The sequence below is a fragment of the Streptomyces yangpuensis genome (assembly GCF_001005295.1).
GTDB lineage: Bacteria > Actinomycetota > Actinomycetes > Streptomycetales > Streptomycetaceae > Streptomyces > Streptomyces yangpuensis.
On sequence record NZ_LBMK01000002.1, the window covers coordinates 39,409 to 62,207 of the forward strand.

A 22,799-nucleotide genomic window follows, 5' to 3' on the forward strand; every position below is an offset into this window, starting at 1 on the left:
CGTACAGGAGGCGGGCGGGACCCGCTGCGTGCGTCGGCGGCCGCGAGGGCTGAGCAGCCCGGCGGGGGCGGCTGAAAGGCGCCCTTACCGGGGCAGCCCGGCCCTAGTGTCCTGCCATGACCACGATCAATGACACGACGTACGAATACCGCATCGCACGCCCCGAGGACACCGAGGCCATCGAGGCCATCGACGGGTCCTTCAGTACCAGCACGGTTTTCGAAGTGGCCGTGACCGGCGACGGGTTCGCCCTCCGCGAGGTTCCGGTGGACCCGCCACTGGTCAAGGTGTTTCCCGAGGACGATGGCGGCGACGAGGGGGACGACGCGGAGGCGGACGGCGAGGGCGACGACAGCCGCACCTTCGTGGCCGTCGGCCCCGCCCGGGGGATCGTCGGCTTCGCCGCCGTCTCCTACTCCCCGTGGAACCGGCGGCTGACCATCGAGGACATCGAGGTCGCCGCCGGCCACCGGGGCCGGGGCATCGGCCGCGCGTTGATGGGACACGCGCTGGACTTCGCCCGCGAACGGGGCGCCGGGCACGTCTGGCTGGAAGTGACCAACGTCAACGCCCCGGCCATCCATGCCTACCGGCGGATGGGTTTCTCCCTCTGCGGCCTGGACACCGCCCTGTACCTGGGCACCGAATCCGAGGGCGAGCAGGCGCTCTACATGAGCATGCCCTGCCCCTGAGCAGCCAGCAGGCGGCGCACGGCGGGGCCGGAGCCGTCGGCGGGCGCGACGGTGACGGTCAGCAGCCAGTCGGCGGCCCCGTCCGGCCCGGCCGTCGGTGCGTACCACTCTACGCGCGCGTCCAGCAGCCGGTCCCCGGCCTCGCGGCGTGTGGCGTACCAGGTCCGGAAGGGCCCGGTCCGCCACACCGTCAGCGGTACCGCCCGCTCGCCACCGCTGCGCGTGTGGCCCGGCCCGACCGCGCGCAGCGCAGCCTCGGCCGCACCCGTCGGCGTACGCTCCACCGGCACCCCCAGGGCGTCCGCGAAGTGGAGCAGGTAGGCCATGCGTTCGGCCTCCGGCGGCGCACCGAGCACGGCGCGGCCCGAGTCGCACCAGGAGCCCCACTTGATGTTGGACACCAGGCCCGGCAGCGTGGCCATGTCGCGGGGGATCCAGAAGAGGATCACGTCGGACCGGCGCATGGCGTCCTCCTCCCATGCGATCTGGTCCCCGTACGCGGGATAGTCACCGCCGGGGACCGGTTCGGGCAGGAACACCACCAGCCGTCCGGCACCGGACCACGCGGACCGCAGTGCGTCGACGGCGCCCGGCCGCCACGACGGTTCGGCGGGGTCGACGGGGGTCGGGCCGCACAGGTACACGGCCGCGGCCCAGGAGTCCGGCGGCTCCTGGCCGACGTGGACGACCTCGACCTCGACCTCTGAGGTGACGGGGGTGTGGGGCTCAAGGGGCATGGGACACTCCGGGGTCGGTCGGGGCCAGGGTAGCCAGGAAGTCCAGCAGGAGGCCGTTGAAGGCGTCGGGCCGTTCCAGGAACCCGAGGTGGCCGGCGTCGGCCAGCTCCGCGTAGCGGGCACCGGGGATCGCGGCGGCGACCTCGCGGCCCAGCGGGGCGGGTGCCAGGACGTCGTCGGCGAAGCCGACCACCAGGACGGGGACGGGGATCCGGCCGAAGTCGGCCAGCCGGTGGCCGAGCGGCGGGAGCGGGCGGTCCGCCGCCGCCGACTCGCCGGTCAGCGCGGCGAGTTCGAACAAGTCGAGCCATTCTGCGGCCGCGCCCTCGTCGGCCAGGGTGCGGGGGGAGAGGTTCAGGACGAGGCGGACGAACGCCTCGTACGCGGGTGGCGGCCGGGTGCCCGCGTACGCTGCCGCGGTCTCCGCGCGGGCCAGGGCCTCGGCCAGCACGTCGGACCGGCCGCGGGTCGCCGCCAGCAGCGCCCCACTCACCCGGTGCGCGTCGGTCAGCAGCAGCTCCTGCACGGCGAGGGCGCCCAGCGAGTGCCCGACCAGCGGGCAGGGCGGCAGGTCGAGGGCGGCCAGCAACTCGACGGTCCGGGCGGCCAGCGCCCCAGGGCCTGCGGCTTCCGCCCCGTAGGCCGCCCGTCCGGCCGTCTCTGCGCCGGCGGCCTTCCGTCCGGCGTCCTCCGGTCCGGCCGTTTCCCGTCCGGCGTCCTCCGGTCCGGCCGTCTGCCCGGCGGCCGCCGGACCGGTCGTCCCCGGCCCTGCTGCCTCCGGCCCGTGGTCGAAAGTGATCACCCGGTAGCCCGCCGCCGTCAGGGCCGGGACCTGGTGGTGTTCCCATATGCGGCCTGTGCCGCCTGCGCCTGCTATCAGGACCACCGGGTGGGGGCCCGTGCCCTGGACGGTGTACGGCGTGCCGCCCGGTGTCCGGCCCGTTGTGCGCGCCGTGTTGCGGGGGCCGCTCATGGCGCCATCCTGCGCAGTGCCGTCTCCACCCAGGCGCGGCGGCCCGTGTCCAGGCCGCGCAGCGCCACGTGGACCCACAGGAAGGAGGCCCGGGCCAGGATGTGGGCGCGCATGCCCTCGCGGACCTCGCCGCCCGCCGCCCGGTAGGCGTCCAGGAGGCGGTCCAGGACGGCGGGGCCGCCCGCGTACAGCATGTCGACGAAGTCGGCCGCGGGATCGCCCACATCGGCATTGGCCCAGTCCAGCAGCCCCGACAGCACCGGTGGGCCGGAGCGCGGGCGGTCCACCAGGGTGTGCCCGGGGTGGACGTCGCCGTGGACGAGGGTCAGCCGGCCGGGCCACAGCCGGTCCTCGTCCAGCCAGGCCCGCCAGCGGCGCACCCCGGCCTGCGGCAGCGGGAGTTCGGCCCGGGCCCGGTCGAGCCGGTCCGCGATCCTGGTGCGTACGGCCCCGGCGTCCGCCCGCCCCCGGGCCGCCAGGGCGGGGGAGTCGTCCAGCGGGGTCGTGTGCACCGCGACCAGGGCCCGGGCCAGCGGCTCCAGGTACTGGCCGGGGTGGGCCAGCGGGTCGATGGACCAGCCGTACACCAGGGTGCCGGGATCCTCCGTGCCCGCCGCCTCGCCGGGCAGCCGGGGGTAGGCGACCAGGTCCGGGTCGTGCAGCCGCCAGTCGGGCACCGGTACGGGCGTCCGGTCCCGTACGGCGGCCAGTACGGCTCCCTCGAAGGCCAGTTGCTCCGCGGCTTCGGGCCGGCGGGGCCGGCGCAGGATCCACCAGGAGCCGTCGGCGGCCCGGATGTGGACGACCCGGAAGTCCCAGCCGGTGTCGTCGGCGCGGGCCGTGGCCGGATCGAGGGCGAGGCCCAGCCGGCGGGAGGCATGCGCGGCGAGCGCGGCGAGGGAGGCGAGGGAGTCCGGGCCGGCCCCGCAGGACGCCCCGGCGCGGGTCGCGGCGGTCATCGGGCCGCCTCCGCCGTCGCCAGGTACCGGTCCCGGGTGGCCTCGCGGTCCACCTTGCCGGTGTGGGTGCGGGCCAGCTCCGTGAGCGGCACCAGCAGGCTCGGCACCAGGTGCGGGGCCGCCGTACCGGCCAGCCGGGTACGCACGTCCGCCGCGACCTCCCGCGGGTCGCGGCCCGGCAGCGGTACGAAGAAGGCGGCCAGCGTGCTGTGTTCGGCCCCCTCCACCCGGGCGGCCGCCACCTCGCGCACCCCGTCGCAGCTGCCGACCAGGGCCTCCACATGGACCAGGTCCACCCGGTGTCCGCGGATCTTGACCTGGTGGTCGGAGCGGCCGCGGAACACCAGGGCCCCGCCGGGCGCCTCGGAGACCAGGTCCCCGGTGCGGTACCAGCGGGTCCCGCCCTCCTCACCGAACCGGGCCGCCGTGGCATCCGGCGCGGCGTGGTAGCCGAGGGCCAGCCCGGGCCCGGACACGTACAGCTCGCCCGTGTCGTCGATGCGCTGGCCGACATGCGGCAGGGGCAGCCCGATGGGCAGATCGCCTCCGGTGTCCGGCAGTCCGGGCGCGTCCGGCCCGGCCAGCTGCACCGCGTGGGTCACCAGGGCCGTCTCGGTGGACCCGTAGGTGTTGAGCAGCCGTACCCCCTCGGCGCCCAGCTTCCGCCAGCGGTCCAGCATGTCGGCGCGCACGGCCTCCCCGCCGATGACCACGGTCCGCAGGCAGGACGGCAGTGCGGCGCCCTGGTGCAGCAGGTCGCCGGTGAGGCTGTGCCAGAAACCGGTCGGCAGCACCGCGACGGAGATCTCCTGTTCCTCGGCCACCTGGGCGAACGCCTCGCGCGCCGCGTCGTCGACGACGAGCGTGGCGCCGCCGGTCAGGGTGGGCAGGATCTCCTCCAGGCTGGTGTCCCCGCCGGCGCCGTGGAAGTGCAGCACGGTGGAGCCCGGGCCGATCCCGTACAGCTCGCGCAGCGGCGGCACCACGGCCGCCGGCGCCCGGTGCGGTACCACGACCCCCTTGGGCCGGCCGGTGGAGCCGGAGGTGAACAGGACGTACGCCGGATCCTCGGGCCGGACCCCGCTGCCGGGGAGCGCCGGGGGCACCGGCACCCGCACCGGAGGGGAAGCCGCCCAGCGGGGGCGGACCACCCGCTCCACGGCCGGCTGCCAGCCGGTGTCCGCGGTGGCCACGGCCTCCCGGACCTCCAGCCGGTCCAGTACGGACTCCAGCACGGCCGCGGGATGGCCGGCCTCCAGCGGTACGTAGGCCCGCCCCGCCGCGAGGACGCCCAGCAGGGCCGCGACGTCACGGGCCGAGTGGTGCACGACCACCCCGACCGGCGGCTGGGGCGCGTCCGTGCGCGGTGCGACGGCGCCCGCCACCTCCAGCACCCAGGCGGCGAGAGTGCCGTAGCCGATGACGAGCCCGTTGTCGACGACGGCCGGGCGCCCCGGATCCGTACGCGCGGTTTCGAAGAACGGTTCCAGGAAATGGATTCCTCTGGCCCTGGCCTGCATTGTCATTTCCCTCGTCCTGGTGGAATATGGGCGGGTGCGAATTGTTGTGGAACACGATCTGAAAATACCCATGCGCGACGGCGCCTTATTGAATGCCGACCTGTATCGCCCGGATACCGGCGGCCCCGTTCCCGTCCTCGTACGCCGCACCCCTTACGGGAAATCGGGCAGCCCGGGCGGCGCCTCCGTCGACGGACTGCGGCTGGTCCGCTCCGGGTACGCGCTGCTGGTGCAGGACGTGCGCGGCCGGTTCGGCTCCGGCGGCATCTTCGAGCCGTACTGGCACGAGGCGGCGGACGGCGCGGACACCGTCGCCTGGGCGGTGGAGCAGCCCTGGTGCGACGGCTCGGCCGGGCTGTTCGGCCGCTCGTACGAGGCGATGGCCGCACTGCTCACCGCGGCCGAACGCCCGCCCGGCCTGGGCGCGATCGCCCCGCACGTGGCCGGATCGGGCTTCGACGAGGGCTGGACCCGGCAGGGCGGCGCCTTCCAGCTGGGCTTCGTCCTGTACTGGGTGCTCTACGACCTGCTGCTGGAGGGGGCGGGGCTGACCGGGGCCGAGCTGGCCGAGGTGGCCCGTGCCGTCGACCGGATCGACGAGCTCTACCGGGACCCGGAGGCGGCCGCGGAGCTGCTGGACCGGCCGGCCCCGTACTACCGGCAGTGGCGCGAGCACCCGGCCGGGGACCCGTACTGGCGGCGCGCCGCCCCGCGCGAGTCCTATGCGGCGATCGACGTCCCGGTACTTCACCTCACCGGCTGGTACGACATTTTCCTCGCCGGTGCCCTGGAGAATTACCGGGGAATTCGGGACTGTGGAACGCCGTCGCAGCTGGTGGTCGGTCCGTGGTCCCATTGCGTCACCGGCGGGATATTCCCGCAGCGGCGTTACGGGCTGGCAGCCGATGAACGCAGCATCGATGTCACCGGACTCCATCTGGACCATTTCGACCGGCATCTGCGACAGCGCAGCGATGCCCCGGAAACCGACCCGGTACGGCTGTTCGTCACCGGCGCCGACGAGTGGCGCGTCTTCCCCGACTGGCCCGTCCCCGGAACCCGGGACCTCGTCCTGCACCTCGACGGCCGTGCCCTGACCTCCGGCCCCGCCCCGGTGGCCTCCGGCGCCGACCGGATCCGTCACGACCCGGCCGACCCCGTGCCCACCACCGGCGGTGCCACCGCCCTCCCCGGCCAGTTCACCGGAGGTGACTGCGGTCCGCTGGACCAGCGCGGCGTGGAGGAGCGCCCCGACGTGCTGTGCTTCACGGGCGAGCCGCTGACCGCACCGCTGACCGTCGTCGGCGACACCCTCCTGACCGTGTACGTGACCCCGGACGCGGCGGGCGCCGACGTGACCGGCAAGCTCGTCGACGTGCACCCCGACGGCCGGGCCGAGTTGCTGTGCGACAGCGTGCGCCGACTGGCGCCGGGGGCGGACACGGCATCCGCCCCCGGGGAGCCGGCCGAGGTCACCGTCGCGCTGGGCCCGGTCGGTCACGTGTTCCGCGCGGGCCACCGGATCCGTCTGGAGATCGCGGCGAGCAACGCGCCACGCTTCGACGTTCACCCGCGGGTCCTCGCCCACCACACCGTCCATCACGGCGGCGACCACCCGTCACGCCTGCTGCTGCCGTGCCTGCCCGGCAGCTGACGGACCGGCAGGGCCGGCGGCATCCGGGTGGAAGACCGACAGGTCGGCCACCTTCTCGATCCGCCGGCCCGCCTCCCAGTGGGCCCGTCGCAGCCGTCGCAACTGGGCACTGCTCAGCTTGGTGCTGTGCTGCGGGATCGACCGCACCATGCGGGCGCGCTTCGCCGAGGCGGGGTAGCGGTCGCGCACCCGGTAGGGGTCGTTGAGCAGGTGGTGGGCGGTGCCGACGTGGAAGGCGGCCTTCAGCAGCGCGTAGTAGGCCGCCGCGCCCACCCCCTTGTCCCGGGCGCAGTGCACCAGCGTCCGCGACGCCTCGAACAGCCGCCACACCACCGGCACCGCCGGTGTGGTGAACACGCCGGTCTCCTGGGCGATGCCCTCACCCACGCCGTAGCGGAAGTAGCTGCGCATGTTGCCGAAGCCGTGCTGGGCGTCGTGGAAGATCCGTGCCTCCGGCAGGTACACCACGGGGATGCCCGCCAGCTGGAGCCGGAAGTCGAACTCCCGGTCCTCGCACCAGTGGATCAGCTCGTCGAAGTGGTAGCCGCCGATGTGGTCGACGATGTCCCGGTTGTAGATCAGCGGCGGGGACAGCGCGCTGACGTAGTCACCCTCGTCGAACTCCCGTACCCGGGCGGTGAGTTTGCTCAGTGTCCCGTCCGACTCCCCGTACACCACCTGCCCCTTGACCACCGGGTCGGTGAGCACCGCGCGGACCATGGCGCGGACCACGCCCGGGGCGAAGGTGCAGTCGGAGTCCATCAGCAGCAGGTACTGCCGGTCGGTGACGGCGGCGCCCGCGTTGTAGGCGGCGCCCAGGTTGCCGACGTCCTCGATCTCGGTGACGGTCAGCGGGCGGGGGTGCTCCGCGATCAGTTTCAGGACGGCGTCGCTCGGCCCGTTGAGCGCGAGGACGATCTCGACGTCCTCGTCGATCGACGCGATGCAGTCCGCGATCCGCAGATCGTCGCGCAGAGCGATGATCACACTGGTCCGGGCGATGCCCTTGTCGACCGACGCCTCGTCCACCAGGTCGGTGGCCATCTCAGTTCTCCCTCGTCGAACTCGTGTGCCTACGCTGGGCCCGTCGTACGCGTGCGGCGGTCACGGGGACCCGTCCTTGAACCGCAGGGGCAGGGCGTTCAGGGCGCGTTCCGCGATGGCCTCGGCCTCCCCGGCTTCGGGTGCGTGGGCGATCACCCCGGCCAGTACGTCGGCGCCGCCGCGGTAGGACGGCACCACGGCGCCCGGATGCAGGTCGAGGCCCCAGAACACGTCGTGCACCCCCACCCGGCGGGCGACGTCCCGCGGGTCGCCGACCCACTCGACCACGCCGCCGTCCGCCGGCAGGAACCGCTGGACCGCCGCCCGGCTGTGCCGAGGGACCAGCTCCGCCCGCTCCAGGGGCCGGCCCAGCGCCAGCCGCACCACATTGGGCAGCGGGTCCACACCCGTCGCCAGCCGCATCACCTCGGTGGCGATCCGGGCGCCCGTCAGCCGGCAGGTGATCTCCAGCAGGATCACCCGGCCGTCGTGCGTGCGCAGGATGTCGGTGTTGATCACCGCCGGGTCCAGGCGCAGCGCCTGCGCGCCCCGCCGCACCACGTCGGTCACCTCATCGATCTGCTCCGCCGTCAGCCGGCTGGGAAGGGTGTCCCCGCCCTCGAAGAAGTGCGGGGCGAACTCCTCCTTGCGCCCGTACTCCCGGTCGGCGAAACCGAAGCGGTGCAGCTCGCCGTCGACCATGAAGGCCGCGAGGGTGTGCTCGGTCCCCTCCAGGAACTCCTCCACCACGATCCGCCCGCCGGGGCTGAGCCGCAGCGCCTCCTCCGCCAGCCCCCGCACCTGCCCGGCGGTCTCCACCTTCAGCACGCCCAGCGACCCGGTCTGGTCACTGGGCTTGAGGACCGCCGGCAGGCCGATGTCCGCGACCGCCCGCACCGCCTCGCCGACGCTCTCGGCGGTGGCGAACCGGGGCAGGTCCAGCCCGGCGGCGCGCAGGATCCGCAGCCGCCGGTCCTTGAGCGTGCAGTCCAGGGCCGTCTCCAGCGGCAGCCCCGGGCAGCCGAAGCGCCGCGCGAGGGTGCTGATCACCGGCGGGTTGTCCGCGCCCAGCGAGAACACCCCGTCGATCCGGTCGATCCCGGCCGCCGACAACTCCGTCAGGACCGCCACGGCGTCGTTCGGATCGGACACGATCAGCACGTCGGCGGCCGCCCGCGCCCGGTCGGTCGGGTGGTCGGTGACCACCACGAGTTCCCGCCGGGGCGAGCGCAGCTCGGTCAGGGACCGGTCCATGCCCGAGCCGAGCCCGCAGACCAGCAGCCGGTCAGTCATGGCCGCCACCGGCCCGGAGTCCGGCGGGCGGGGCCCCCAGGCTCAGCACCTGGAACACCTCCGCGTGCCCGGAACCGGCCGAGACCGCGCCCCGGTAGCGGGCCAGACCGCGGATGCCCTCGTCCCACGCGGCGTGCCGCAGCTGGGATACGTACGCCCGCATTGCCTCGACCTTGGTCTCGATCTGCCCGTCGATGTCCTCGGCGTACTGGAAGCGCGCCATCGGCGCCCAGACCTCGTAGCCGAGCACCAGTTGCGGAGCGGGCATCGCCCGGCCGCCCGTCTCCTGGAAGAACTCCGACTGCGCCATCCACAGCGCCTCGGTGGTCAGCTGGTGCACCATCCGGTGCTCGACGTCGTCGTCGTTGTCGTGCGGCAGGTACACCACCTGAGGCCGCACCTCGCGCATGACCCGGACCAGGTCCAGGTGCACCCGCCGGGAGAGGGCGAAGTCCCGCGACGGCTCCTCGAAGCGCACGCAGCGGTGCACACCCAGCGTCTTCGCGGCGTTCTCCGTCTCCGCGGCGAACTCGGCGTCGCTGACCGCGTCGTCGAGGGCGCTGCGCTCGCGGCCGATGACGATGACCACCGTCACCCGGGCCCCGTCGCGCACGTGCTTGGCGATGGAGCCACCGCAGCCGATGACGTCGTCGTCGGGATGCGGCGCCACCACCAGGACGTCGGTGATGCCCGTCACGCGCCCGCCTCCGGCGCTTCCCCGGCCCAGCGGGCCCACTGGCCGGTCAGCGCGGCACCCTCGGCGAACGGCACGCGTGCCGTGTGACCCAGGATCCGGCGGGCCTTGTCGTAGCCGGCGCGGGCCGTCGCCCGGTACAGCTCCAGCTCCCAGTCGGCGACCGGCTCCCCGGCCGCCTCGCCCGCGGTGTCCAGCGGGCCGCGCAGCGCGCGGATCCCGTCGAAGAAGGTGCCCCAGCCCAGCTCCTCGGGGTGGCCCACGAGGAACCGCTCGCCCGCGGCGGCCCCGGTGTCCGCGGCCAGGAGCACCGCGTCGGCCAGGTCGTCCACGTACACGGCGTTGCACACGCCGCCCTCGCCGCCCGCCGGCAGCTGAGCGAAGTCGCCCGCCGGACGGCGGAGCTGGGCGGTGGTCCACTGGCCGCCCCACGGGCCGTACACCACGCCCGGCTGGAGCACGACCGTCTCCAGGACGCCGCCGTGCGCCTCCAGCACCAGCTGCTCGGCGGCCAGCTTCTGCTGCTCGTACTCGCGGTCGGCGGGGTCGGCCGGCCGCGCGGGGGAGTCCTCGGTGAGGGCGCCGGTCACGGCCGGGTCGTAGACGTCGACGGTGCTCAGGTGCACCACACGGCGTACGCCCGCGGCGCGGGCCGCGGCCAGGACATGCGCGGTGCCCTCGACGGAGGCGGCCCAGCGGCCGGCCTCGTCACCGGCGCTGCCGAACGCGCAGTGCACCACGGTGTCGCAGCCCTCGAAGGCCGCGCGCAGCGTGTCGGGGTCCAGCAGATCGCCCTGGCGGAACTCCAGCCGGTCCTGCGGCAGGACCGACAGCCGCGCCGCCCGGCCGAAGCCGCGCACCACAGGCCGGACCCTGGCCTCGGTGCCGAGGACCAGCCGCTCGACGATCCGGCCGCCGATGAACCCGCTCGCGCCGGTCACCGCCACGGTGCGCCCGGCCAGTACGGGGCCTGCCGGCGCCTCACCGTCCCGTACGGTCCACGGCTGCGCGGCCCGCTGGTGGCCGGGGCCGCCGTAGCACTCCTGGATCAGCTCGACGACGCGAACGCCGTCCTGCGGGGAGGAGTGGACGGCGGCGGAGCCGCGCACGGCGGCCGCGAAGTTGCCCAGCTGCTCGGTGAAGAGCAGTTCCCACTCGCCCTGCGCGGGGGCGACGGCGTCCACGTCGCCACGGTGCAGTTCCACCCCGTCCGCGGTGATCAGCGTGCACTCGCCGGCCGGGAAGTCGGTGCCGATGGTCACGGTCGCCCGGGTGCCGGTGACCTTGCAGCTGATGCCGAGGTCGCGCAGTCGGCTGAACTCGCAGTGCACGTCGGTGGTGCCGAAGCGCAGGTGGGCGGAGGAGTCGGTCTCCACCCCGCCGAGGGAGTTGTCCTCGTAGCGGACCACCTCCACCTCGGGGCCGAGCCACCACAGCAGGGTGTCGAAGACGTGCGAGGCGGTGTCGGTGAGCACGCCGCCGCCTGCCAGGCGCCGGTCGAACATCGACCAGGAGACCGGCTCGTGGGCGTAGGGGTGGCCCTCCGACCAGTCGACCCGCACCACGTCACCGAGCTCGCCGCCGTCGATGAGCCGCTTGACCCAGGCGTAGGCCGGGAAGAGCCGGCGCGGATGGGCCATCGCGAGCACCGGGGCGCCCTCGGCGGCGGCGGTGGCGGCCAGCGCCTTCGCGTCCTCCACCGAGGTGGTCATCGGCTTCTCCAGCAGGACGTGTTTGCCGGCCGCCAGCAGCGCCTGGACGATCGGCGCGTGCAGGGTGTGCGGCGCCACGACCACCGCCGCGTCGAAGGCGTCGGCGGCCTCGGCCGGGTCGGTGGCGAGCACCACCCGGTCGGCGTCGGTGCCGCCGAGCTCCCGGTAGAGGGCGAGGGCGTCCTCGGCCTGGCGCGGGTCGCGGTCGATGAGCGCGGTCAGCTGTACGTCGCCCTTGAGCGCGGGCAGGGCGGGCAGGTGGCAGCCGCGGGCGGCGGCGCCGCACCCGACGATGGCGAGGCGTACGGGAGGCATGGTTCTCTCCAGGGTGGTCGAAGATCGGGGGTGGGGTGAGGCGGCCGGGCGCGCGGCCCGGAGCCGGTCAGGGTGCGGCGGGGCCGGCGGGGTGGTGCACCCACACGTTGGGTTCCGTATAGGTGCCGTGGTCGTCCGCGGCGACCCGCAGCGGTACGAGGGCCCCGGGCAGGAGGTGCTCGCCCGGGCCGGGCAGCGGGTGCCCCAGGAACTCCGCCCAGCGGACAACCGGCTGACGGATCACCAGGGAGGCGCGGGCGATACCGAGTTGGCGGGCCCCCAGCTCCAGGTGGGTGCGCAGCCAGGGGTCGAAGCAGCGCCCGTCGGGCCGCCGCCAGGCTGCGTACTCGTCGATCGGGATCAGCGGGTAGAGCGGCTTGCGGGTGGGCCGGACCGGGATGATCACCCCGCGCGGGGCGTGCCGGGCGGCCCGCCGCCGGACCTCGGTGAGCAGCCGTTCGGCGTGGCCGGCCGCCCGGTGCGCGGGGTCCACGGACACCGACAGCATGCATACGGCGTCCGGGCAGTCAGGCGGGGCCTGGTCGACGCCCCGCACCAGGACCTCGTCGCTGCCGGACGGCAGCGACGAGGTCGTGCCGTCCCAGTGGACCGGCAGGCCGTTGGCGGCCGCGACCAGGCGCCCGGCGCCGTCCACCAGGCACAGCTGGTGCTCGGCGTAGCGGTCGTACATGCCGTGCCAGCGCCAGTTGCCGGGGGACTCCCAGCTCATGAACGCGGGCATGTTGGCACCGATCAGGGCGTCGACCTCGGGCAGCAGCCACGGGTCACGGGACAGGTCGGTGAGGGTGAGGGCCACCGCGTGTCAGCCCAGGAGCCGGGTGGCGGCCGTGGCCCGCATCTCGCGGGAGCGGCGCAGGTCCGTCGTCACGCAGACCCGCTTCAGCCAGCGGTCGGTGCCGTCGTAGCGGGCCTGGAAGGGCAGCCGGCCGTGCACGGCCCGGTGGTTGTCGATGAAGAGCACGTCGCCCTGGTCCGCGACGACCTCCCGCATCCCGGCGTCGACCACCTTGAACAGTGCGTCGTAGGCCCGCCGCGCCTCGGTGTCGTCCTCCGGTACGGAGGTGAAGTACGGGTCCAGGCGCATGTACGGGTCCAGGCGCGAGCCGTAGAGCAGCGCGCCCAGCGGCCGCTCGTCGATCATCCGCTGGATGGTGGCGAACCGGGCCGCCTCCTCCTCGGAGGCGATCGTGTTGTTCTTCGGCAGGTGCGACTCGTCGGGCGCGATGTAGAAGCGCGGCTCGAAGAGGATGTCGATGTCCTCGGCCGACAGGGAGGACAGATCCAGCTCGCCGACCGTCGTGGGTACGTGGTCGGGATTGCGCAGCGCGCCGAGGATCAGGTAGTCGCTGCGGTAGGGGTGGAAGGCGTCCTCGGTGTGCCAGGTCAGCAGTTCCTTGCTGCCCATGCCGAGCTGGTCGTTCTCGTGCTGGCGGATCGGGAAGATGTCGTGCACGAGGTGCCCGTCCTGCTGCGTGGCCCAGCCGAAGGGCTCGCCGAGCAGCGCCGAGTACAGCATCAGCAGCAGCTCTTCGGGGAACTCCGGTCCGGGCCGGCCGCGGCCGCGCCAGTGGTCGGGTGTGGGGCCGATGCGCCGCTGGTCGAAATCGTGCCCGCGGATCACGGTGTGGCCGTGGCGGTCGCCGAGTTTGAACTCGCGCAGGAAGCCCTGCACGCCTTCGGGCAGCCGGGCCGCGAGGCGCGGCAGGTCGTGCAGCAGCTGGGGGTCGCCGAAGGAGGGATAGGAGGCCGCCAGTTCGAGGGCGAGCTCCGCTGTGGCGGACGCCTCGTCGGCGGTCAGGGTGTAACCGGGCGTGGACTGGTCGGTGAGGTTCGACATGCCAACTCTCGCTGAGTGGTCGGGGAAGGGGTGCTGCTCGCGGCCGGCCGGAGCCGGGCCGCGGGCCCTCGGGTGGTGCGGGTGTGCGGGGCGGGGCCGGATGCGGCCCCGCCCCGGGAACGCGGTGGTCAGGGGCGGGCGACCGCGCGGCCGGCGAGCACGTCGGCGAACAGTCGTGGCGTCGGGGCCGTGAAGAGCGCGCTCGCGCGCAGTCCGGCTGCGTCGGGCCGGGACTCGCGCAGTCGCGCGAGCAGGCGCAGGGCCAGCAGGGACTGGCCGCCGTGGTCGAAGAAGTTGTCGTCGGGGCCGAGGGCGGGGGCGTCAAGGACCTCGCGGAAGAGGGCCAGCACGGTGCCCAGCGGCTCCTGCCCGGTGCCCGCGGCTTCCGGGACCGGTGCCGCTGCCGCGACCGGTGCCGCTGCCGTGGCCGGCGCCCCGGAGGCGGCGGAGGCCGCAGCCGCCCAGGTGGCCAGCCGCCGCTTGTCGACCTTGCCGTGCGGGTTCTTCGGCAGGACGGACACCCGGTACAGCACCCGCGGCACCGCCCAGTCGGGCAGCTGTGCCTCCAGCGGGGCCACCAGGGCGTCCCGGTCGGCGCCCGTGAGCCGGACGGCCTCGCCGGGCAGGGGCGCCGCCGCGGGGTCGGCCGGCACGGTGAACGCCCACAGGACGGTGCCGGTCTCGGGGTCGGGGAAGACCACGGCCTGGCCGACGCCGCCCTCGCACAGAGCGCGCTCCACCCGGGCGGGCTCCAGCCGGTGTCCGCGGATCTTGACCTGGTCGTCGACCCGGCCGAGGAAGACCAGCTGCCCGTCCGCGTCGATCCGGCCCAGGTCCCCCGTGCGGTACACACGGCCGCCCGGGGTGCTCGCGTACGGGTCGGGCACGAAGCGGCGGGCGGTGGCCTCCTCGTCGTCGAGGAAGCCGCGGGCCAGCAGCGGGCCGCCGATGTGGATCTCCCCGGTCCCGCCGTCCGGGACCGGGCGGCCGTCCTGCCGGATGCTGATCTCCACGTCCTGCAGGGCGGTGCCGAGCGGCACCTCCTCGGCGTCGGAGGGCAGCAGCCCGGTGTAGAAGGTGGAGCTGACGGTGCATTCGGTCAGCCCGTAGACGTGGGCAAGGACCGCGGGCTGCCGGGCCTGCCAGCGCCGGTAGGGGACCGGGTCCATCCGCTCGCCGCCCACCACCACGGTGCGCAGGGTCTCCGGCGTGGCCGTGCCGCTCCCGTCCAGCCAGCGGGCGTACTCCAGCCAGTACTGGGTGGACAGTTCGACCACGGTGGCCCGGGTCCGGGCCAGGGCGATGTGCAGTTCCTCGGCGTCCAGCGCCCGGGTGTCCTCGCGGCACACCACGGCCGCTCCCGCGGCGAACGCGGGGAAGACCTCCTCGATCAGCACGTCGAAGCCCAGCGACGCCACCTGGAGCCAGCGGTCGTGCGCGGTCAGTTCCAGCCGGCTCGCGACCGCGGCCGCGAAGCGGCGCAGCGCGTCCCGCTCGATGACCGTGCCCTTGGGCCGGCCGGTGGAGCCGGAGGTGAACAGCACGTACGCCACATCGGACCCGTCGGCCCGGCGCACCGGACGGGCCGGTTCCGTGACGTCCGCGTCCTCGGCGGGGCCGTGCGGTACGCAGGCCCCCTCGGGCGCGTGCGCCCCGTCGCCCAGCCACACCGCGGCGGCTGTGCGGGCCACCAGCGCCGTACGGGCGGCGGGCGGCAGCCGGTCGTCCAGGACGGTGAACCCGGCGCCGGCCTTGAGCGCCGCCAGCATGCCGAGCACCGTACGGGCGGGGTCGCCGAAGGCGAGGCCCACCAGCTCCCCGGGGCCCGCGCCGCGCTCCGCGAGGAAGGCGGCCCAGGCGTCGGTGAGCCGGTCCGCGTCCCGGTAGGTCAGCACCCGGTGCGGGGTCACGAGCGCGGGCCCGCCGGTGTGCTCGCGGACCGAGTGCTCCCACAGGTCGAGCACGTCGGGCCCGGTCACGTCGGGTTCGGTCACGGCGGGTTCGGTCACGTCAGGCCCGGTTGTGTCGGGCCCGGTCGCACCAGGCCCGTTCAGGTCTGCCCCGGTCACGTCAGGCCCGTTCACGTCAGGCCCGGTCACGGCGGTCACCGTCCGGCCTTCCGCGCCAGCAGGAACTCCGACAGCCCTTCGAGACCGGCCCGGAAGCCCTCCTCCGGGCCGCCGAAGCCGAGCCGGGCGGCGTGCGGCGCGCCGAAGGCGGTGCCGGGCACCAGCAGGGTGCGGTGGCGGGCGAGCAGTTCCAGACAGAACCGTTCCACCGCCTCCGGTCCGGCCGCCGCCTCCTCCAGCTCGCGGAAGACGGGCAGGGCGCACACGCCGCCCTCCGGTGGGGTCCAGCGGACCAGCTCCTCGTGCTCGGCCATCCACTCCGTCAGGTGCGCGAGGTTGCGCCGGGCCTCGGCCGCCCGGCGGCCGATGAGCTCGTCGGCGTGCCGCATGGCCCGCTCGGCGACCAGCTCGACCAGGGGGGAGAGGAAGAGGGTGGTCCGGTCGCGCAGCGGGAAGGTGGCGGTGATCAGCTCCTTCGGCGCGATGGCCCAGCCCACCCGCAGGCCGGGCAGGCCGAAGGTCTTCGAGAAGGTGCCGTAGGACACCGTGTCGCCGCCCTCGGCGCCGGGGTCCGGCAGCACCTCCCAGCGGTGCGCGATCTCGGCGGTGGCGGCGTCCCACACGAGCACGGCGCCGGTGGCCGCGGTGCGCTCGGTCAGCGCCTTGAGGCCCGGCTGGGACAGCGTGACGCCGCTGGGGTTGTGCGGGAAGTTGACGATCACCGCGGCGGTGTCCGGGGTGATCAGCTCGTCCAGCACCTCGGGGTCGATCCCGCCGTCGCGCACGGCCCGCGCCGGCAGTTCGACGACGTCGCAGCCGGCCGCCCGCGGGTAGTGGCCCAGCGAGTGGTAGATGCCCTCCTGTACGACGACCCGGTCGCCCGGGTGCAGCAGGGCGCTCAGCGTCAGCGCAACGGCCTCGCTGGACCCGTGCGTGATCAGGACCCGGTCGGCGTCGCCGCCGGCATAGCGGTCGGCGACGGCCTGGCGGATGCCGGCCCCGCCCTGGGAGACGCTGTCGTCCATGACGATCTCGTCGAGATCGGCCACCGGGATGCGGCACAGGTCGCGTATCTCGGCGAAGGTGTACGGGTGGACGCCGCTGGAGCTGATGTCGTGGATGTCCGGGCCGAGGTGCCGGCGGTACCACTCCTCCAGCACCGGAGGGTCTTCACGCCGTGGACGGAGACTGCTCATGCTGTGCAACTGTCCCTTCTCTACCCCTGACGGGCTTCCCGCCACCAGCGCTGCCCGGAGAGCGGGAGCGTGTCGATGGGGTCGTAGTACTGGTAGGAGCCGCTGTGGGCGTCCGGGTCCGCCGCCTCCAGCGGTGTGAGGAAGCTCTTGCTCCAGTGCGACACCCCGAGCTCGCGGTCGTAGGAGTCGGCCTGGTCCACCCACCGTTTGCCGGCCATCGGTACGTCGCAGACGATGCGCGGGGTGGAGAATCCCGGCAGGTAGCCCAGAATCTGATGCTGGATCAGCTGGGCGCGGTGCAGCGGTACACGCCAGTGCTCGGCGTTCGGGATCATGTCGCACATGTAGAAGTAGTACGGAGTGATGCCGGCGTGATCGATTAGCGCGAAACAGAGGTCGAGCAGGTCGTGCGCGTTGTCGTTGATCCCGCGCATCAGCACGCCCTGGTTGCGTACGTCGTGCAGACCGGCACCCAGGAGGGCCCAGGAGGCCCGCGCCACCCCGGCCGTCACCTGCTGCGCGGCGTTGGCGTGCGTGTGCAGCGCGACGCGCACCCCGCGGGAGCGGGCCTTGCGGGCGATGCGCTCGACGCCCTGGAGCACCGGCGCGGAGTTCCAGTGCTGGGGCAGTCCGATCAGCCCCTTGCTGGCGAGCCGGATGTCGCGGATCGACTCGATGTCCAGCAGCCCGTCCACGAAGCGCTCCAGCCGAGGCCAGGGCAGGTTGGCCAGGTCGCCGCCCGACACCACCACGTCCCGGATGCCGGGGGAGGCGCGCAGGTGCTCCAGGATCCGGTCGGCCCGGTCGACGGGCTTGAGCTGGAGCTTGTTCTTGGTGACCTGGGGCGTGGAGTTGCCCACCAGGTCCATGCGGGTGCAGTGCCCGCAGTACTGCGGGCAGGTCGACAGCAGTTCGGCCAGCACCTTGGTGGGGTAGCGGTGGGTCAGCCCCTCCACCACCCACATGTCCTGCTCGTGCAGTGAGTCCCGGCTGGCCATCGGGTGCGAGGGCCACTGCGGGTGCCGGTCGGAGAACACCGGCAGCATGTAGCGGCGTACAGGGTCGTCGTAGAAAGCCTTGGTCAGCTCGCCCGGGCGGGCCGCGGCGGCCTCCGGGGCGATGGTGTTGAGCATCTGGGGCGGCAGGAGCACCGACATGGTGGCGCGGTGCAGCCTGTCCTGTTCCCAGTCCTCGTAGAACGCCTCGTCGAGCAGATCGCCGACGACCGCGCGCAGTCCTTTCGCGTCCTTGACGCAGTGGGCGCGCTGCCACTGCGGATCCGCCCATTCCGCACCGGTGACTTCACGCCATCCGGGGAAGCGCCTCCAGTCCGGTTCCACCAGTGGGCTCTTCCGGTACTCGTAGACGCCTTCGAGCGCTGCTGATTCCGTCTGGCTGCGTGCTGTGTCCACCAACCCGCCACCCATTCCCGTCGGTTTCGGCCGTATCGCCTGACAGCAACCGATCTTGCAGAGCTCCGGCGTTGTACACGAGAGCCGGTTGTACGGGGCACTCTGCCCGAGTGCCCCTGTACAAAAGACCGCCGAAGGCGGATGGTTGTGCGGGCAACGAACGGTCGCGCACTTGTGCGGGACAACGTTCCGGGGCGGGAAGAGGAACGTCGGGGGAACGCTTCTGGACGGGCGTCGAGACGGTGTTGATCCGAGGAGTCTCATTCGGCCGAACCGCCCTCCGCGTGGCCGGAAGCGTCGATTGCCGATTGATGGATATGTCAGTGGCATGTACCAATGTCCGAGAGATCCGGTGCGACGGTTTCCGGTCGCGTCCCGAGCATCGGACCGGTTCTCGCGTCGGAGCCGTACGCCGTTGACCGGGTTGTACGGCACGGGGGAGCCGACGCTTCACTCGACAACACCGTCGATCATTCAGGGGAGAGGCATGCCCAGGCCAGAGCGGTTGTTAGACCCCACAGCCGGACCGCTGGAGGAGTTCGCCCACGCATTGCGCGCTCTGCGCAAGCAGGCCGGGAACCCCTCCTACCGGACCATGGCGAAACGAGCCCACTACTCCGTGGCCACCCTCGCGGAGGCGGCCCGCGGACTGCACAAGCCCTCCTTGAAGGTGACGCTCGCCTACGTTGCCGCCTGCGAGGGCGATCCGGAAGCGTGGACCCGCCGCTGGTACCGCCTCAGCACGGCCCTGGAGGGACACGATGTCCCCGCCCGGGGCCAGCCGACCGGCAACGGCCTGGTCCCCACCCAGCCGCCGGCCGCCGGCCGCCGCCCCGGAACAGGCGCCTCCGTCGCCCCGGCCCGGCGGACCGGGCCGGGCGCCGCGGCCCGCGCCGTCGCCCCGCCCGTGGCCGCCGCGCGCCGTCCCGCCCAGGACGCGCTGACCGCCGACGAGCGGGCCGAACTGCGGCGGCTGCGCAACGAGGTCGAGCAGCTGCGGCACGCCAACGCGGTGCTGAAGGCGGCATCCGCGATATTCGCCGCGGATCTCCGCACAAACTCCCAGGTCGTGTACAACCCGGCGGACCGACAAGATCCGTTGGCGTGACCGGACGCCGAGCGCCCCATGGGCCCGAGGCGGATCCGGCGGATGCCGACCGACCTTTGGGGACTGAACATGCGTGTGCTCGGAGTCAACGGCTGGCCCGGCGCCAGCCACGACGGTGCGGCCTGCCTCGTCGTGGACGGTGAGGTCATCGCCCTCGCCGAGGAGGAACGCTTCACCCGCAACAAGCACGCCTACGGGGAAGCGCCCCTCCACGCCGCCGCCTACTGCCTGGCGGAGGGCGGTCTCACCCTGGACGACATCGACGTGGTCGCCCACGGCTGGGACCTGCCCACCCTCTTCGCGGACCGCGGCCTGGACTGGTTCGACAGCGACGCGGACGCCCTCGAACACCTGCTGCCCAAGGCACTGTTCCCGCGGGCCCGCGATCCCCGGCTGACCTTCGTCAACCACCACATCGCGCATGCCGCCAGCGCTTACCACCTCTCCGGGCGCGACCGGGGCGCGATCCTCGTCCTCGACGGCCAGGGCGAGAACGAGAGCACCACCCTCGCCGTGGGAATCGACGGCGAGATCAAGACACTGCGCGCGCACACCCCCGGCTGGTCGCTGGGCTACTTCTACGCCGCAGTCTGCGAGTACGCCGGCCTCGGCGCCGACGCCGCGGGCAAGATGATGGGCCTGGCCTCCTACGGCACCCCCGGCGACCTGAGCTTCGGCGGCGCCTTCGGCTTCACCGACGAGGACTTCACCATCGGCGTCGTCCCGCCCGACCTGCGCTCCACGGGCACCACGGACGAGGAGACGGCCACCATCCGGTACTGGATGGAGCACCTGGAGAAGACCCTCCCCGAGGCGCCCAACCGCGGGGTGCGCCGTTTCGACTCCCGCACCGGCCGCTACGGCAAGGTCACCGACCGGGACCCCTTCGAGTACCGCGACCTCGCCGCCACCGCGCAGGCCGCGCTGGAGCGCGCCGTCATGGGCCTGGTCCGCGGCCTGCTCCGGGAGACCGGCGAGACCACGCTGCTGATCGCCGGCGGCGTCGGCTTCAACGCCACCCTCAACGGCAAGATCATGCGCATGCCCGAGGTCCAGGACCTCTTCGTGCAGCCCCTCGCCGGCGACCAGGGCGTCTCGCTCGGCGCCGCGGTCTGGGTCGCCGCCCGGGAGGGCGACCGCATCCGGCCCATGGACGGCTCGGTGGCCTGGGGCCCGCAGTGGTCCCCCGACGAGATCCGCCGGATCCTGGACGCCTCCGGCACCCCCTACACCGAGCCCGCCGACATCGCCGCCGCCACCGCCGGCGTACTGGCCGCGGGCGGGGTCTCGGGCTGGTTCCAGGGCCGCGCCGAGGGCGGCCCGCGCGCGCTGGGACACCGCAGCCTGGTCGCCGTACCCGACCCGGAGTCCACCCGCGACCGGGTCAACGTGCGCATCAAGGACCGTGAGGCGTGGCGGCCGTTCGCGCCGAGCATGCAGGAGGAGGCCGCCGAGGCCCTGATCGGCACCGCCACCCCGCTGCCCTACATGATCGTCACCACGCCCGTCACCGAGGCCGGCGCCGCGGCCATGCCCGCCGTCGTCCACAGCGACCGCACCACCCGGCCGCAGACCGTCTCGGCCGCGGTCGATCCGCTCTACCACCGCCTCATCGGCGCGGTCGGCGGACACACCGGGACCCCCGTCATCATGAACACCTCCTTCAACGGCCGTGACGAACCGGTCGTGTGCAGCCCGCGCGACGCCCTCGCCACCTTCCACCGGCTGCCCCTCGACGCCCTCGCCCTCGGCCCGTTCCTGATACGCCGCCCCGCCGGGTTCCCCGGGGAGGCCGGCGCGTGACCGCCCCGGTACAGCAGGAGAGCGCTCCCGAGGCCGACGCCCCCGAGGCCGCGGCCCCCGAGTCCCCCGAGACCAGCGCCCCCGACGCCCCGCCCCAGGAGGAGATCCACGCCCGGCTCGCGGGCTGGCTCGCCGAGGCGGTGCTCGACCCCGACGCCGACCTCACCGGCCCGCTGGTCGACCTCGGCGTGGACTCCCTCGACCTGATCCGCACCGCCCGCCGCATCGAGGCGTCCTTCGGCGTACGGGTGCAGCTGCGCGAGATGTTCGCCCCCGGGCTGACCACCGCCGCTCTCGCCGCGCTCGTCGCCGGGCGGGCCGCCCTGCGCGGCGGGGCCGAGGCCGCCCCGCCCGGCACCGCCCACGGGCCGGTCGTCCTCACCCCCTCCCAGGAGCAGGCGTGGGAGGAACAGGCCGGCGAGCGCGGCCAGTGGAACCAGGCCCTGCTCTTCACCACCAGACCGGGCATCGACCCCGGCCTGTTCGCCGAGGCCGTCCGCCGGCTCGTCGCCGGCCACGCCTCGCTCCGGCTGGCCGTCGAGGACCGCCCGGCCCGCCGCCCCCGGCAGCAGACCGCCGCCCTGGACACCGACGGCCCGCCCGGCGCCGCCCTCGGAGCGGCGCTCGACACCGTCGACGTCTCCGAGCTGGCCGACGCCGACCTCTCGGCCGCGGTCGCCCTGCGCTGCGCCGTCGAACAGCGCTCCCTGGACCCGCAGCGGGGCCGCGTGGCCCGCTTCGTCCGCTTCGACGCCGGCCCCGCCCGGGCAGGCCGGCTGCTGATCGTCGTCCACCAGATCGCGATCGACATGGTGTCCTGGTCCGTCCTGCTCGCCGACCTGGAGGAGGTGTACACCGCCCTGGAGGAGGGCCGCCACGACGTATGGCCCGCCGAGGGCACCTCCTACCCGGAGTGGGCGCAGGCCCTCGCGGCCCACGCCCGCACCCCCGAGGCGGAGGAGCAGGCCGAGTGGTGGACCGAGGTGGCCCGCACCCCCGCCGCCCTGCCTCCGGACCACCCCGTGGCCGACCCGCGGGCCGTGAACACCGCCGCCACCGCGGCCACCCACCGCGAGGAGTTCCCCGCCGAGCTCACCGCCCGCCTCCACACGGCGGCCCGCGCCCACCGCGCCCATGCCGGCGACCTCGTCCTGCACGCCCTGGGCGAGGCCCTGGCCGAACGGCTCGGCGTGCCCGCGGTCCGCGTGGACGTACTGCGCCACGGCCGCGAGGAGAGTGTCGGGGACACCCATCTGGCCCGCACCACCGGCTGGTTCACCACCACCGTCCCCGTCCGCCTGGACCTGGCCGCCGCCACCCCGGCCGAACGCCTGGCCACGACCGTGGGCCATCTCGCCGCCCTGCCCGGCGGCGGCGTGGGCCACGGCGCGCTCACCCGGCACGGCCGGCCGCGGATCGCGGCCGTCCTGCGCGCCGCCCCGCCCAGCGACGTCTCCTACGACTTCGAGGGCGACGACGCGGACACCCTGCCCCTGGGCACCCTCCTGCCGGACGTGGCCCCGGAACCGGTCGGCGACATCACCGCCCCGCACTGGACCCGCCCGCACGCCGTCGAGGTCATCGCCACCACGGAGGACGGAACCCTGCGCGTCGAGTGGTGGTACTCCACCGCTCTGCACGAGGAGGCGACCGTACGCACGCTCGCCGCCCGCCACCGGCATGCCCTCGTCACCCTCCTGGACGCCCTGGACGGCCCCGGCGCGCCGGGCGCCGGGGCCCCCACCCGCTGACCGCCGCAC

At 74.1% G+C, this 22,799-nt stretch carries 18 protein-coding genes; 5 read left to right on the plus strand and 13 right to left on the minus strand.

The genetic code is table 11. The features are described 5' to 3' along the window. Window positions 1–116 precede the first annotated feature (116 nt). Window positions 117–692 carry a GNAT family N-acetyltransferase gene (locus AAT21_RS05595; RefSeq protein WP_046775673.1) on the plus strand — a complete coding sequence of 192 codons (576 nt, stop codon included), beginning with the start codon at window positions 117–119 and terminating at the stop codon, window positions 690–692. On the opposite strand, the gene AAT21_RS05600 is transcribed toward AAT21_RS05595, so the two are convergent. Genes AAT21_RS05600 through AAT21_RS05615 form a run of 4 tightly spaced genes read right to left on the minus strand, consistent with a single transcriptional unit; the run spans window position 668 to window position 4,887 of the window. After that, a complete protein-coding gene (locus tag AAT21_RS05600; RefSeq protein WP_046775674.1) occupies window positions 668–1,429 on the minus strand; it encodes a nucleoside 2-deoxyribosyltransferase domain-containing protein in 762 nt (253 codons plus the stop codon). The two genes, AAT21_RS05595 and AAT21_RS05600, sit on opposite strands and share 25 nt — an antisense overlap. Then, window positions 1,419–2,402, minus strand: coding sequence for an alpha/beta fold hydrolase (locus AAT21_RS05605; RefSeq protein ID WP_046775675.1), 984 nt, complete (start codon window positions 2,400–2,402; stop codon window positions 1,419–1,421). The genes AAT21_RS05600 and AAT21_RS05605 overlap by 11 nt, the downstream gene beginning before the upstream one ends. Continuing rightward, complete coding sequence (locus AAT21_RS05610) at window positions 2,399–3,361, minus strand: macrolide 2'-phosphotransferase (RefSeq protein WP_046775676.1); 963 nt, start codon at window positions 3,359–3,361, stop codon at window positions 2,399–2,401. The genes AAT21_RS05605 and AAT21_RS05610 overlap by 4 nt, the downstream gene beginning before the upstream one ends. Continuing rightward, window positions 3,358–4,887, minus strand: coding sequence for an AMP-binding protein (locus tag AAT21_RS05615; RefSeq protein WP_235438693.1), 1,530 nt, complete (start codon window positions 4,885–4,887; stop codon window positions 3,358–3,360). The genes AAT21_RS05610 and AAT21_RS05615 overlap by 4 nt, the downstream gene beginning before the upstream one ends. A 64-nt stretch (window positions 4,888–4,951) precedes the next feature. Here AAT21_RS05615 and AAT21_RS05620 point away from each other — a divergent pair, with 64 nt between their 5' ends. After that, complete coding sequence (locus tag AAT21_RS05620) at window positions 4,952–6,535, plus strand: CocE/NonD family hydrolase (RefSeq protein ID WP_079025468.1); 1,584 nt, start codon at window positions 4,952–4,954, stop codon at window positions 6,533–6,535. On the opposite strand, the gene AAT21_RS05625 is transcribed toward AAT21_RS05620, so the two are convergent. The 9 genes from AAT21_RS05625 to AAT21_RS05665 form a co-directional block, all read right to left on the minus strand. Then, on the minus strand, window positions 6,500–7,579 hold the full coding sequence (locus AAT21_RS05625) for a glycosyltransferase family 2 protein (protein WP_046775679.1): 1,080 nt from the start codon (window positions 7,577–7,579) through the stop codon (window positions 6,500–6,502). The two genes, AAT21_RS05620 and AAT21_RS05625, sit on opposite strands and share 36 nt — an antisense overlap. Before the next feature lie 60 nt (window positions 7,580–7,639). Next, window positions 7,640–8,872, minus strand: a complete 1,233-nt coding sequence (locus AAT21_RS05630; protein WP_046777059.1) for an ATP-grasp domain-containing protein — start codon at window positions 8,870–8,872, stop codon at window positions 7,640–7,642. Next, window positions 8,865–9,569 (minus strand): PIG-L deacetylase family protein, encoded by a 705-nt coding sequence (locus tag AAT21_RS05635; protein ID WP_107081274.1) that lies wholly within the window; start codon window positions 9,567–9,569, stop codon window positions 8,865–8,867. Before AAT21_RS05635 ends, AAT21_RS05630 begins: the two co-directional genes overlap by 8 nt. Beyond that, on the minus strand, window positions 9,566–11,593 hold the full coding sequence (locus AAT21_RS05640) for an NAD-dependent epimerase/dehydratase family protein (RefSeq protein ID WP_046775681.1): 2,028 nt from the start codon (window positions 11,591–11,593) through the stop codon (window positions 9,566–9,568). Before AAT21_RS05640 ends, AAT21_RS05635 begins: the two co-directional genes overlap by 4 nt. A gap of 67 nt (window positions 11,594–11,660) precedes the next feature. Continuing rightward, entirely contained in the window at window positions 11,661–12,410 is a 750-nt protein-coding gene (locus AAT21_RS05645) for a hypothetical protein (protein WP_046775682.1), read from the minus strand. Window positions 12,411–12,416: 6 nt separating this feature from the next. Continuing rightward, window positions 12,417–13,451 carry an arginine beta-hydroxylase, Fe(II)/alpha-ketoglutarate-dependent gene (gene vioC, locus AAT21_RS05650; protein WP_046775683.1) on the minus strand — a complete coding sequence of 345 codons (1,035 nt, stop codon included), beginning with the start codon at window positions 13,449–13,451 and terminating at the stop codon, window positions 12,417–12,419. Window positions 13,452–13,579: 128 nt separating this feature from the next. Next, on the minus strand, window positions 13,580–15,460 hold the full coding sequence (locus AAT21_RS05655) for an amino acid adenylation domain-containing protein (protein ID WP_235438694.1): 1,881 nt from the start codon (window positions 15,458–15,460) through the stop codon (window positions 13,580–13,582). A 95-nt stretch (window positions 15,461–15,555) separates the two neighbouring features. After that, window positions 15,556–16,716, minus strand: a complete 1,161-nt coding sequence (gene vioD / locus AAT21_RS05660) for a capreomycidine synthase (RefSeq protein ID WP_052757656.1) — start codon at window positions 16,714–16,716, stop codon at window positions 15,556–15,558. Between the two features lie 20 nt (window positions 16,717–16,736). Further along, window positions 16,737–18,128, minus strand: a complete 1,392-nt coding sequence (locus tag AAT21_RS05665; RefSeq protein WP_046775685.1) for a KamA family radical SAM protein — start codon at window positions 18,126–18,128, stop codon at window positions 16,737–16,739. Window positions 18,129–18,615: 487 nt separating this feature from the next. Between AAT21_RS05665 and AAT21_RS05670 the strand changes: the two genes are divergently transcribed. The 3 genes from AAT21_RS05670 (at window position 18,616) to AAT21_RS05680 (ending at window position 22,790) form a co-directional block, all read left to right on the plus strand. Next, window positions 18,616–19,236 carry a helix-turn-helix domain-containing protein gene (locus tag AAT21_RS05670; RefSeq protein WP_046775686.1) on the plus strand — a complete coding sequence of 207 codons (621 nt, stop codon included), beginning with the start codon at window positions 18,616–18,618 and terminating at the stop codon, window positions 19,234–19,236. Window positions 19,237–19,305: 69 nt separating this feature from the next. Continuing rightward, window positions 19,306–21,039, plus strand: a complete 1,734-nt coding sequence (locus AAT21_RS39640) for a carbamoyltransferase family protein (protein WP_046777061.1) — start codon at window positions 19,306–19,308, stop codon at window positions 21,037–21,039. Continuing rightward, entirely contained in the window at window positions 21,036–22,790 is a 1,755-nt protein-coding gene (locus tag AAT21_RS05680; RefSeq protein ID WP_046775687.1) for a condensation domain-containing protein, read from the plus strand. The genes AAT21_RS39640 and AAT21_RS05680 overlap by 4 nt, the downstream gene beginning before the upstream one ends. The last annotated feature ends 9 nt before the right edge of the window (window positions 22,791–22,799 follow it).